Origin of the sequence: Kosakonia sp. ML.JS2a, assembly GCF_025642095.1 — a bacterium.
Taxonomy (GTDB): domain Bacteria; phylum Pseudomonadota; class Gammaproteobacteria; order Enterobacterales; family Enterobacteriaceae.
The window spans coordinates 3,886,953-3,900,526 of record NZ_CP106754.1; the positions used below are offsets into that span (position 1 = coordinate 3,886,953).

Here is a 13,574-nt window from a genome sequence, read left to right on the forward strand (position 1 = left end):
TCGCCTGAATCACTCAGTTACGCCCTGTAAAAATGCGTTTATACGCCACTTAACCGGTTGATATGGATAGTCAGAAACATGACCTCATCGGTGGTGAGCTGGCAGTCATAATTTTTCTCAACATAATCATAGACTTTCATGGCGCAAGCGTAAGCCGCCGGCATCATTCCGGTAATGCCCTGATAAATGCTGTCATCGCCGTGCGTCACCGTATCGCGGTTCAACAGACGCAGGGCAAAAAACTTCAGGTGGGTAATAAAGCGCTGATAATCCAATGATTCCTCATTAAGCGTAATGTGCAGATCGTATTTCAGGATCGTCAGCACATCTTTAATGATGGTGGCGCTTTGCATGGTGCTGTGCATATCGCTGTTGTTTTTGGCATTCGCCAGATGCAAAGCGATAAAACCGGCTTCATCCTCCGGCAACGTGATGTTGAGTCTGGCCTCAATCAGCGCCAGCGCCTCCCGCCCAACGGCAAACTCCTGGGCATAGAAACGCTTGATATCCCACAGCAGGAAGTTTTTGATCGCCAGACCGTTACTGTGTCTCTGGAGAGCGAAGTTGATGTGATCGCTTAACGCCAGGAACAACGTATCCTGCACGCTGATCGCCAGTCGCTGCTGCGCGAGCGCAATAATCTGCTCCGTCACCGCCAAATGCGGCGGTGGTATTTCAGCCAGTAACTGCGCAAACACATCCGTCAGCCCGGCGGATTTTTTTACAAACTGGCTCTCAATCTGGCTCTCGTCTACCCGGTCGCCCGGCTTTTTGCCGAAACCGATTCCCCGTCCGATTGCCACGATCTCTTGCTTTTCATTCGTGAGCAGGACAGCGTTATTGCTGAGTATTTTTTCTACTTTCATTCCAGCTATCTCACTGTATGGTCCTGATACCCTTCCCGGAGGTGGCGACGCACGAAAAAAAGACAAAAAAAAACCTGATTCCATTGCGGCCGCAGTGGCTGCAATGGAATCAGGTTTCGCTCAGTTTTCCGATGACGTCCCTAAGCGACTCTTATAACGAATCGCCCCGCCAGTCTCAACCCTTCAGGCTGTGAACTGTGATGATAATCATGGATGAATTTGCAATGGGGAGCGGGAAACGCGACAGTCGCACCCGTTCATCAACTGCGCGGGCAACACATCGAACGTCACCCCCATGCAGCAGGCGTAAACCCAATCCTCAAGGGCAGACGTCTCCTGCTGCTGGCCGAAGCAGTAAACCGGCGGGCAGCTCCCGGCGAGCAGCGCGCAGTTTTCGTAAGCCTGAATCAACGCCATGGCCTGCACCAGATTTAATAATGGCGCGGAACCGAGTTCAGGCAGACAATCCGCCATATAGAGTAAATAAGCGTCAACCGCGGTTTGATGGCTTTGACCACACAGGTTTTCTTTTAAATATTGCCAGGTAGTGCACAAATATCGCGCATGCAGCCGGTTGCCATCATCAGAAAACCAGGCAGATGAAAAAGGGGCGGTTTCTTCCCGGACACGCTTCTCAGTTAATAATAGCGAGGCGCTGCCATTATTAATCAGTAATAAGGCGAGAGAAACCTTTTGCATTTCAAGTGATAAATTTTTATTCATAATATCGGAAATAAAAAAGTGGCTTCGCCGTGGTAACATTCTTATAAATATACATCTTAAATGAAACTTTTCCAGCCAAATTTTCAATTATTGGGAATCAATTGAATATAATTAAAAAAAATGCAACAGTGAGTTTACCTTAAGGTTTTCTTAATAAACAAACCACCAAACCGCATCAGATATGCACTGCTGTCAGGCTATGGGAGGAAATTCATACAGTTAATGCACTTTTTTTGATCTTTTTTAGAATAAAACAAACACAGCAAATATAAGATAAGAATATTTCAGCAAATTTATAACAATAATACAAAACACGATTTCTATTATTCTGGTGAGAATAAAACGCTTTTCGACATCGACATAATGCTGAATACATCACAAAAAAATGTATGCCCGCGCCGCAATCCAGGTCGTCTTTTTGATTGCCTTATCATCTGATTCACTAAAACCGGCATCGCGCTAACCGAAAAGCACCGCAACCACAAAGGCACACCGCTGTTCATTTTCGTGCTTATCACAACAAATTCGTAACCTTACGCTTACCTTTCATCGCCTTTCAATTTTTGCTGGTTTACTATACTCGTCACAATAAGTACGACTAATCGGTGAAGATTCAGAAGGTTGTCTCCCGTGCCTTCTGGTTTGCACACACCCCAGCGGAATCAAGGCAGGTTAGTGTGAATATGGTTAAACACGCGGTTTTCCGTCGGGCCATTGGCCTGATGACGCTTTCCCTCTGTTTTTTTTATCTTCCGGTGCAGGCTGCTGATCCGTTATTGGGCCCCCCGTCACATTCCACGCAACCGGACAACCCGGCGGACAATCAGGCCCGTGGCATGCTGGTAGCGGTCGATCAAGCGACGATTTCCAGCGATCTGGCGGGACGTATCGTCGAGATGCCGTTCCGGGAAGGCGACCCCTTCAAAAAAGGCGATTTGCTGGCGCGTTTTGATTGCGCCATCTATCAGGCTCAATTAACCGCCTCTCAGGCGGCAACGCGGGAGGCAGAAGCCGAACTGAATCAGAACCAGCAACTGGCGCAGATGAAATCGGTCGGCAGGCATGCCGTGTCCTTATCTGCCGCGCGCCTGGCGCAGGCGCAGGCAGAAAGCCAGGTTTACCAGATTCAGGTTAACCGCTGCCGGATTGTGGCACCGTTCGACGGTCAGGTGGTCAAACGGCGCGCTCAGGCTTATGAGAGCGTGGCGGCTGGCGTGCCGGTGATCGATATCGTCAATAACCGGCATCTGGAGATTGACCTGCTGGTGCCATCCAGTTGGTTATCCATCCTTAAGCCAGGGCTGACCTTTACTTTCACACCGGATGAAACCGGCAAGCCGCTGCGCGCCAGCGTCTCCCGGCTGGGGGCGCGTATTGATGAAAGCAGTCAGACGCTGAGCCTGACAGGGGCTATCGACAGCAGCGACAACACCCTGATGGCGGGTATGAGCGGGACTGCGCATTTCCAGGAGAAACCGTGAGCAACACGCCTCCCCTTTCCGGCGAACGCGTCTTCGCCCAATTTCTGAGCATTGAACGTCAGGCGCGTTCGGCAGACACAATCGAAGCGCTGGCTTACTGCATCGTCAACGACAGCCAGTCGCTGTTCGGATTTCGCCACGCCGCGCTGGTGATCAACGGCACGGTGCGCGCCGTCACCGGCGTAACGCAACCCGCCCCTCATGCCCCTTTCGTGGCTTTTATCGAGCGGGCCAACGCCCGACTGCAACGCCAGCCGCAACATAACCAATGCGCCGTCGTCGACGCCACCGCATTGGATCAACAAAGTCGTAATGACTGGCTGGCGCTGTCCGCCCCGGAAGCGCTGTGGGCACCGCTGAAAGATCGCCAGGGGCGCGTATTTGGCGGTATCTGGTATGCGCGAGAGCAGCCCTGGCAACAGGCCGAACTACTGCTGGCGGAACAGTTGGCACACGCCTTTAGCCATGCCTGGCTGGCACTTGAGCCACAGCCGGTCTGGCGACGTCCTCGCTGGCGCTGGAAGCTGGCGGTACCCGCCCTGTTGCTGGTCGGGTGCCTGTTTATTCCCGTACACCAGTCCGTGCTGGCGCCAGCGGAAGTGATCCCGCTTAACGGCCGCATTGTCGCGGCCCCGCTGGACGGCGTGATTCAGGCCTTTGCGGTGCAGCCCAATCAGGCCGTGCACAAAGGCGACCTGCTGGTGCGTTTTGACGATACCACCTTAAAAGCGCAGGCAGATGTCGCCGAACGGGCGCTAAACGTTGCGGAAGCGGAATACCGCGCCAGCGCGCAGCGCGCCTTTCAGGATACCGATTCCAAAGCGAGGCTCGATTTTCTTGCCGCGCAAGTTGCGCAAAAGCGCGCCGAACGTGACTATGCCAACGCGCTTCTGAGCCGCAGCGAGATCCATGCCGAGCGGGACGGTATTGCGGTTTTTGCGGACGCTGAGCGCTGGGTGGGGAAACCGGTTCGTACCGGAGAACGGCTGATGGATCTGGCCGATCCGGCCTCCGTGTCGCTGCGTATTGAACTGGATGTCGGTGACGCTATCCGCCTGAAGCCTGATGCGCCGATTACCCTGTTTCTCGATAGCGATCCACTCACCCCGCACGGTGCGCTGTTAGATCGCATTGCTTACGAATCAGAACAGACGCCCGCCGGCAATCTGGCGTACCGCCTGGACGCCCGTTTCACCGGAGAGCCGCCGCGCATTGGTCTGCGCGGTACGGCTAAAGTATCCGGTGAATATGTGCCGCTGGCGGTGTATCTGTTCCGGCGTCCGCTTGCCGTATTGCGCCAGTCGGTTGGATTATGACAAACGAGGTAATGAACCGCATCCTGCCCGCGCTGCGCCGCGACCTGCAACTGGTGGAATCAGCGAAAGGGCTGGACGGCGCGCCCCAGTGGGTGCTGGCAGACCCGGTCACCGGGCGTTACTTCACGCTGACCCCCTCCGCGATACGCCTGCTACGCCACTGGCCTTTGCGCCAGCCCGGCAAGGTGCTGGATGCGGCGAACCAGGAGCCCGGTTTGCCGTTGCAGGAAAAGGAGCTGGAACAGCTGCTGCGCTTTTTGCGCAATCACGATCTGATTGCCGCCAGCGACCCGCTGCAACGCCAGGGGTATGCCCTGAAAGCCGCAGCCCGGCGGGTCAGTCTGTGGAAAACCCTGCTGCACCAGTATCTCTTTTTCCGCATTCCGTTATGGCGTCCGGACCCGTTGCTCAGCCGTTGCTGGCCGGTGCTGCAACGTTACGGCCTGCCTCTGCTGCGCGTGGTATTACCGTGCATATTGCTGCTGGGGGGCTTTCTCGTCAGCCGTGACTGGGTGCGCTATACCCAAACCTTTCCGCATATGTTCAGTCTGCAAGGGATGGCGGTCTTCGGCATGGCGCTGGTCTTCGCCAAATTTTTCCACGAGCTGGGGCATGCGTTTATGGCGAAACGCGCGGGCTGCCGGGTGCAAACCATGGGAGTGGCGTTTATCGTGCTGTTCCCCCTGTTTTATACCGACGTCAGCGATGCCTGGAAACTGAAGGATCGGCGTGCCCGATTGTTGATCAGCGCAGGCGGCATTCTGGCGGAGCTGATCCTCGCCTGCATTGCGTTGCTGACGTGGGCGCTGCTGCCCGATGGCCCGCTGCGCACGGCGGTGTTTATGCTCTCCAGCGCCACCTGGATCACCACGCTGGTGGTTAACCTCAACCCACTGATGCGTTTTGACGGTTATTTTTTACTGAGCGATTTCTGGCGAGTCGAAAATTTACAGGATCGCGCCTACGCCTTGTGCCGCTGGCGTTTGCGTGAAGCCCTGTTTGCTTACGGTCACCCGCCGCCGCACACCTGGTCACCCGCCTTACAGCGCAAACTGCTGCTGTGGGGATATGCCTCATGGATATGGCGCTTTTTCCTGTTTTTTGGCATCGCGCTGCTGGTGTATCACTTTTTCATCAAAGTCATCGGCATCCTGTTGATGCTGGTGGAAATTGGTTGGTTTATTGCCCTTCCGGTGCTGAAAGAAGCCTCTATCTGGTGGTCTATGCGTAAAACTGCTCACCCTGCCAGGCTGCTGCGTTCCGGCCTGATCCTGCTGGCACTCCTTGCTGTCCTGCTGTTCCCGTGGCGCGGCAGTATCCGTATTCCGGCGGTGCTGGAAGCGGAAAATGTGAGCGTACTTTATGCCCCTAGCGCCGCCCAGGTGCGCACATTGCACGTCCACGACGGTCAGCAGGTGAAAGTCGGCGATGTATTGCTGGAGCTGACCTCGACCGATCTGGATTATCGCCTTGCCATTGAACGCCAGCAGATTAGCGTCCTGCAACAACAGCGCCAACGGGGCGCAGGGCGGCAGGAAACCGCCAGCGAAACGCAGGTGCTTGACCGCCAACTGGCGGAATCGCTGGCCCGTTACCGCGGGCTGGATGCGCAGCGCCAGCGGCTATCGATCGCCGCACCGCAGGCGGGCCAGGTGAGAGACGTGGCGCGGGATATGACCGAAGGACGCTGGCTGCCCACCGATTTACCCTTGCTGCGCGTGGTTGAGCCTGGCGCTGGCAAAGTCCAGGGCTATTTGCCTGAAGACACCCTCAAGCGCGCGAAAACCGGCATGACCGGGGAGTTTATTGCTGACGATCCGGCCTACCCGCGCCTTGCAGTTCGCTTAAGCGATATTGCGCCCACCGGCACCGCCTGGTTACAGCAAGAGATGCTGGCCTCCGATCGACACGGCCCCATCGCCGTACGTCGCGATCGCGACCACAATCCGCAACCGGTGCAGGCGCAGTATCGTGTCCGCTTTGTGGTGCAGGATGGTCAATTCCAGCCGCCTCAACAACCGCTACGGGGTAGCGTCGTTCTGCAAGGGGAAAAAGAGTCGATCCTGGGCGCCGTCTGGCGACGGGTCGCTGCGCTGGGGATTCGCGAGAGCGGATTCTGATCGCCGGAAACAGACGAAACGGCGGTCCAGGGTGATCTCAAAAAAAGATTAAGAATATATCCTTGAATCTATAAGACAAATCTCATTTGTCTGGCTATGTTTTAATCGTGGCCGGACATTCCAACACAACACCGTTCTGCCGCGGCATACCCGAACCTCCCCCACCTCTGGGGTTAAACAGCATGATGACTGTTATCCGATGGGCTTAGCTATACCGTGAAGCCGCTTTCTGGCAAGGAGAGATCTGTATGAAACGCGCTCAATATTTGCTTACAAAAACTACCATTGCCGCTACGTTGGGGATCGTTTTTTCGCTACCGCAGTCGGCTTTTGCCTGCAACGGGGCGGGGGACGAATTTATTGGCAGTGTGTGTTATATGGCGATCCGCTATTGCCCGGAAGGCTATCTACCCGCCGACGGCAGAACGCTGAACGTCAATGGTTACCAGGCGCTCTATTCCCTGATTGGCAATATCTACGGCGGCACAGCGCCCACAACCTTTACGCTACCCGACCTGCGCGGCAAAACGGCGATTGGCACGGGTACGGCAGCAACACCGTCAGGTAACGTTACCTACACGCTCGGCAAAGCCATCGGTCAGGAAACCGCCGTTGGCAGCGGCACCAGTTCAGTGGTGCTCAACGCCGCGCAAATCCCGCCGCATACCCACCCGGCAACGCTTTCACTGAGCGGGACCAGCACCGCGGTCTCCCTGCCCCTTAGCGGTAGCATCACAAACCTGCCTTTTAACGCCGTTGCCAGCCTCGGCGTAACCGGTATTGCCAAAATCGGCTCATCAACCACCAGCGGCCGCACGGTTAACCTGACGGATAAAAGCCTGCTCACTTCTGTTAGCGGCCCCGCTGCGCTGCTCTACGCACCCGCAGGCGCAACCAACGACAGGCAGTTGGGACCCGATGGCAGCGTGACAGGGACCGCCAGCGGTTCGGTCGCCGGTACAGCCAGCGGCGGCCAGCTATCAGGTTCGGCGGCTGGCACCGTCACTCTGCCGTTAACCGGAACGGTCAATGTGGGTGCGAATGTCACCACGCCAAATCCTGTTACGGTGCCGGTGTCGGTATCGGTACCGGTGCGCGATCCGTCACTGCCCCTTACGGCGTGTATCGCCGTCACAGGGCTTTACCCGGTTAATCCAGGCTGATTCGCCGCTGCAGATGGGCAGTTTTTTGCTGCCCATCACACGCAGCGACGGAACAGAGACAAAAAAAGCACAAAATGCAAATATATCTATTCAATTACATAATTAAGACATAAATTACATTTCAGAAACAAATTGAAATGTTTGCCCGCAACCTGACGGCGCTGAGTCCATGGCATGCGGAAATGATGATCGGAATGTTATTCGTCTGCTGGGGTACCTCTATGTTATGGCGTGATCTGTTCAGTAATCGTCGCGTTGCCCGTCAACAACGCACTCACTCTCCCCGGCCCGTTGAGATAACGCAGCCCGTCCCGCTGGGGTACGCACTTGAGCCCAGGATGCTGTTTGACGGCGCGGTTGCCGCAACCGTGGATCAAACCGCCGCCGCGCAGGAAACCACACCAACACCCACCGCAGACACAGCAACGCACGCCGACGATAGCCACGCGCAAAGCAGCGAGAGTCAGACCCAGGCCGCCAGTCAGGACACCACAACCGATAGCACGAAAGTCGCGGTCGCCGCCGATAGCGCACAAACCCACAAAGAAGTGGTGTTTGTGGATACCTCCGTGGCGAATTACCAGACACTGCTCAGCCAGGTGCCCACCGGCACGGATGTGGTGTTGCTGGATAGCAGCAAAGATGGCCTGTCGCAAATGGCGGAATGGGCGCAAACGCACAGCGGCTATGACGCGATTCACATCATCAGTCACGGTGCGGAAGGACGTCTCTATCTCGGGGATTTAACGCTGGACAGCACCACCCTTGCATCACGCCAGAGTGATTTGAGCGCGCTTGGCGCGGCGTTAACAGACAGTGGTGACATTCTGCTGTATGGCTGCTCGGTGGCATCCGGCGAAGGGGTGAATTTTATCAATTCGCTCGCCAGCGCGACCGGCGCAGACGTGGCGGCCTCCAGCGATCTCACGGGCAGCGTGGCGAAAGGCGGCAACTGGACGCTGGAAAAAAGCGTTGGCAGCGATGGGATCCAGGCGGATGCGCTGGCGTTCAATGACTACAACGAACTGCTCACCATCGTCACGTTTGATAACACGGATCTGAATAGCGGTAGCGGGATCTACAACAAAACGGTCAGTTCCGTCGGGTTCACCTTTTCCGGCCAGGACGGGTATTCGTTTTCCAATAACTACGGCACCAACTACAACGTCTTCCCTGACAGCACCGGAAACCCAACCGGCGATGCCACCAAGCTGACGATTGCAGTGGCCTCCGGCTATACCTTCGATCTGACCAGTTTCAGTTACTACACCTCGCTGAATGACACGATTACGGTCACCTTTACCTATGCCAACAACACCACCGTCACCGGGACACTGACAGCCACTGCGAATGCCAATATCACCCTCTCGAATTTCTCAGTGTTCCGTGACGCGTCAAATAATGCCCTGTCCACTTCCGCGAACGACGTCATCAAAGTGGTGATCTCAAGCGCGAACGGGACGGGGGGCTTCGACTTCGGAACCAATAACTTTGATATTTCCGACGTCAAAGCCATCGTGGCGTCAAATGCGACCTCCACCGTCACCGCCGGTCCGTCTGGTGAAGCCACCACGTTCTCCACCACCGCGACGTCGGTAGCCAGCGCCACCTCGCTGATGGACTTTACGATAGCCGACCCGGGAACATCCGATGGCCTTGCCACCAACGTCAGCGCGTTCTACGCGACCGTGAGCGGAACAGCCACCTCGGCGGAACTGGCGCAGATGCGTTTCTTACTCAACGGGCCGGACGCCACCAACGTGCTCGGCACTTACGACAGCAGCACCGGCAGAATCACCTTCTCCGGGCTGAGCCTGTCGATTGCCGATGGCGGCAGCGAAACCTACTCCATCAAAGCGTATTACAACGACAACACCAGCAGTAACGATATTACCGATCACCACACCGTGGTGTTGTCGGTCAACGCCAGCAATTTTACCTCGGTCTCCGGCGGTTCGACCTTCGCCAGCAGCCAGGCCAACGTCACCAACGGCAGCGGCGCGAGCATTGACATCGCCGCCACCAAACTGATTTACAGCCAGTCACCGTCCACATCGGTGGTCAGCGGCATCAACTTCACCACCCAGCCGGTGGTGATCGCCGTGGACGATCGCGGCAATATCGATACCGATTTCAACGGGTCAGTCACGCTGAGCGAAAATGGCAGCGGTTCACTCACCGGCACCACCACCGTCACCGCCTCGAACGGTACGGCCACCTTTAGCGGCGTGAAATACACATCAGCCAGCGATGCAGATGCCAACTTTGTACTCACCGCCGCAGCCGGTAGCCTGGTGAGCGCCACCTCGGCCTCCATCAACCCGGATGTGGTCGCAACAAAGCTGGTCTTCAGCACACAGCCCGTCCCCACCGCCATCCAGAATGGGCAAAGCACCAGTTTTACCACCGTCCCGGTCGTCCAGGCCGTCGATGCGAATGGGATGGTGGACCAGGATTACACCACCAATATCGTGCTTTCGGTCACCGATCCTAACGACGGAACCGTCGATGGCACGGTCAACAGCTTTACGGTCACGTCCGGCGATCAGGATGCCAGCAGCACCACGGTCACGCTGACACCGTCGGGCGGTATTGCCACCTACAGCGGCCTCGTCATTATGTATACCAACAGCGGCAGCACCAACACGCTGGCGTTACGGGCAACATCGGGCAGTTTGACGGCGGTTAACAGCTCGTCGATCACCGCCACCACCAATTCCGCGCCGGTCTTCAGCAACCTGAACGGTGGCGCGACCTACACCGAAAACGGCAGTGCGGTGGTCATCGACAGCGATGTGACCGTTGCCGACACCGAACTGGATGCCCTTAACAGCGGGCTGGGTAACTATAACGGCGCGTCGATCACTGTCGCCCGCAACGGCGGGGCCAGCAGCAATGATCTTTTCGGCAGCAGCGGTCTGCTGGGGGCACTCACGCAAGGACAAAGCTTTACCTACAACGGCACAACGGTAGGCAGCGTCACCACCAATTCGGCGGGCACGCTGACACTGACCTTCAACAGCAACGCCACGTCCGCCATTGTGGATGCAGTTCTGCAATCCCTGACTTACGCCAACAGTTCTGACGATCCGCCCACCAGCGTGACGCTGGGCTGGACCTTCAACGATGGTTCCATCAACAGCAGCGGCACGAATCAGGCGGTATTGAGTATTATGCCAGTGAACGATGCGCCGGTGATCAGCAACACGGCTGTCAGCAAGACCTTCAACGAGGACAGCGCACAGACCTTTACCGCTGCCGATTTCGGCTTCAGCGATGTGGACAGCGGCGACACCCTGCAATCGATCACCATCGTCACTGCGCCGGGCGCGGGCGAGCTGTTTATTGACGCCAATGGCGATGGCGTGCGCGGCGTTGGCGACACGCTTCTTGGCAACGGTGCAGTGGTCAGCGCGGCCAACATCAGCAAACTGACCTTCCGCCCGGCGGCGGATGCCAACGGCGCAGGGTATGCGGCCTTTACCTGGACTGTCAGCGACGGTACGGCGTCGTCTGCCAACGTTGGCACCATGACCCTTAACGTCACGGCCGTGAACGATGCGCCGGTGATCAGCAACACGGCTGTCAGCAAGACCTTCAACGAAGACAGTGCGCAGACCTTTACCGCTGCCGATTTCGGCTTCAGCGATGTGGACAGCGGTGACACCCTGCAATCGATCACCATCGTCACTGCGCCGGGTGCGGGCGAGCTGTTTATTGACGCCAATGGCGATGGCGTGCGCGGCGTTGGCGATACACTGCTGGGCAACGGCGCGGTGGTCAGCGCAGCCAACATCGGCAAACTGACCTTCCGCCCGGCGGCGAATGCCAACGGCGCGGGGTATGCGGCCTTTACCTGGACCGTCAGCGACGGTACTGCCTCGTCAGCCAACGTCGGCACCATGACCCTCAACGTCTCGGCGGTGAACGATGCGCCAACCTTATCTAACGGCGCGACCGTCACGCTGACCACCACCAACGAAGATAACACCTCATCCGCCACCACCGTCTCCTCATTGCTCAGCAATGCGGGCTATGGTGATGTCGACAGCGGTGCCACCAGCGGTATTGCCATTACGCTGACCACGGGCAACGGTCACTGGCAATACTCCACCGACAGCGGCGCAAACTGGTTCAATATCGGTACGGTATCCGGGTCATCCGCCCTGTTACTGACCTCCACCGCACAGGTTCGCTATGTGCCGGACGGGGCCAATGGTGAAACCGCAACGTTTGCTTTCAAAGCGTGGGATCAAACCAGCGGTTCCGCCACAACGGGGGCCAGTACAGGCCTTGCAGACACCTCAACGTCTGGCGGCAGCAGCGCATTCTCAAACGCCAGCGCACAAGCTTCCATGACGGTCACCAGCGTCAATGACGCGCCCACCGTTGGTAGCGCCATTGGCAGTCAAAGTGCAACAAAAGACGCCGTATTCAGCTTTGCCGTTCCTAATGGCGCATTTGTCGACGTCGATACCGGTGACACGCTCACGCTGACCGCGACGCTGGCTGATGGCTCGGCGCTGCCCGCCTGGCTGAGTTTCAACCCGTCGACGCGCACCTTCTCGGGAACACCAGCCAGAAGCGATGTGGGCAACCTGAGCATCCGGGTCACCGCAACGGACAGCAGCAGCGCATCGGTCAGCACGACCTTTAGCTTAACCGTCAATAACAGCAACCTTCCGCCAGTCGTTGCCACCCCCGTTGCCGATCAGGCGGTTGCACAAGGCGGCAGTTTCAGTTTCACCGTGCCAGCGGGCACCTTTACCGATCCGGATGTTGGCGAAATTTTGACGCTGAACGCGACGCTGGCAGATGGTTCTGCGCTGCCTGGCTGGCTGAGCTTTAACCCGACGACCCGCACCTTCTCTGGCACACCGGCAAATGGCGATGTCGGGAATCTGGCGATTCGGGTGACCGCCACCGACAGCGCCAATGCGTCCGTTAGCACCACCTTCGGGTTGAACGTCACCAACGTTAACGACGCGCCGGTGCTGTCGGGCACACTGAATGCGCAAACCGCGACACAAAACAGCAGCTTCAATTTTACCGTTCCGGCAAGCCTCTTCACCGACCCGGATGTTGGCGACACGTTGACGCTACGCGCCACCCTGGCGGATGGTTCCGCGCTGCCAGGCTGGCTGAGCTTTAACCCGGCGACCCGCACCTTCTCAGGGATACCGGGCACGGGTGATGCCGGAAGCTTATCTATTCGGATCACCGCCACCGACGGCAGTAACGTTTCGGTTAGCACCGCCTTTACGCTGACGATTGCCGCCAGCAATGACAGCGGCGGCGACCCGGAATTCCGCATGAATGCGGGCAGTTCTCAGCCTCCAGCGCCCTCTGCCCCGCCGGTGATCTCGGTGGTTGCGAATGCGCCGGTCACCTTAGGCGCGTTGTTCTCTCCGCCATCTCTCGGCGCGCTGAATAGCGCACGAACAGCAGACGTCGCAACGGTCACATCGACGATTTTTCAGTCATCCCAGCGGACAGCACCAGACAACAACACACCGATCAGCCAGGTGGCGGGCACGTTTGCCCAGGGTACCACCTCCAGCAGCGCCAGCCTGTTTGAAAGTTCGCTCGGTTCGTTCCCCAGTTTCAACAATGGCGGTGCGCTGGGTGGAGCATCTTCACTGGCGGGCATGTTCTCGGGAAACAGCCTGCCTTCGTTGTCGCCCATGGCGGTGTTCTCCGGCGGGAGCTGGCGCAACATCAATGCCAGTGATGGCGCGACCACTCCTATCGCCGCGCAGATGCACTTCGCGCCCGATCTGGAGTGGCAATTACACCGTATTGGGGATGACGCGCAGCAGCGGCTGGTCGTCATTGAGCAGGCGTTGAGGGAGGTCGGGCAAATCACCGACGACAGACAACGCACATAAACGCGCCTCAGGGTCAG

The 13,574-nt window shown here is 57.4% G+C and carries 7 protein-coding genes; 5 read left to right on the plus strand and 2 right to left on the minus strand.

What is annotated here, in order from left to right; translation table 11 throughout:
* Nucleotides 1-38: 38 nt before the first annotated feature.
* Together licT and N7922_RS18470 are read right to left on the minus strand one after the other, a co-directional pair.
* Nucleotides 39-866 (minus strand): BglG family transcription antiterminator LicT, encoded by an 828-nt coding sequence (licT, locus tag N7922_RS18465; protein WP_263097691.1) that lies wholly within the window; start codon nt 864-866, stop codon nt 39-41.
* A gap of 207 nt (nt 867-1,073) precedes the next feature.
* Nucleotides 1,074-1,676: a FlhC family transcriptional regulator gene (locus tag N7922_RS18470; protein ID WP_263097692.1), complete on the minus strand. Its 603-nt coding sequence runs from the start codon at nt 1,674-1,676 to the stop codon at nt 1,074-1,076.
* A gap of 590 nt (nt 1,677-2,266) precedes the next feature.
* Between N7922_RS18470 and N7922_RS18475 the strand changes: the two genes are divergently transcribed.
* The 5 genes from N7922_RS18475 (at nt 2,267) to N7922_RS18495 (ending at nt 13,557) form a co-directional block, all read left to right on the plus strand.
* On the plus strand, nt 2,267-3,070 hold the full coding sequence (locus N7922_RS18475) for an efflux RND transporter periplasmic adaptor subunit (RefSeq protein WP_263097693.1): 804 nt from the start codon (nt 2,267-2,269) through the stop codon (nt 3,068-3,070).
* On the plus strand, nt 3,067-4,386 hold the full coding sequence (locus N7922_RS18480; protein ID WP_263097694.1) for an efflux RND transporter periplasmic adaptor subunit: 1,320 nt from the start codon (nt 3,067-3,069) through the stop codon (nt 4,384-4,386). The genes N7922_RS18475 and N7922_RS18480 overlap by 4 nt, the downstream gene beginning before the upstream one ends.
* 11 nt (nt 4,387-4,397) lie before the next feature.
* Nucleotides 4,398-6,506 (plus strand): HlyD family efflux transporter periplasmic adaptor subunit, encoded by a 2,109-nt coding sequence (locus N7922_RS18485; RefSeq protein WP_263100949.1) that lies wholly within the window; start codon nt 4,398-4,400, stop codon nt 6,504-6,506.
* Between the two features lie 248 nt (nt 6,507-6,754).
* The gene (locus N7922_RS18490; protein ID WP_263097695.1) at nt 6,755-7,669 is read left to right on the plus strand and encodes a phage tail protein; all 915 of its coding nucleotides are present in this window, start codon (nt 6,755-6,757) and stop codon (nt 7,667-7,669) included.
* Between the two features lie 221 nt (nt 7,670-7,890).
* Nucleotides 7,891-13,557 carry a putative Ig domain-containing protein gene (locus tag N7922_RS18495; RefSeq protein ID WP_263097696.1) on the plus strand — a complete coding sequence of 1,889 codons (5,667 nt, stop codon included), beginning with the start codon at nt 7,891-7,893 and terminating at the stop codon, nt 13,555-13,557.
* Nucleotides 13,558-13,574: the final 17 nt, after the last annotated feature.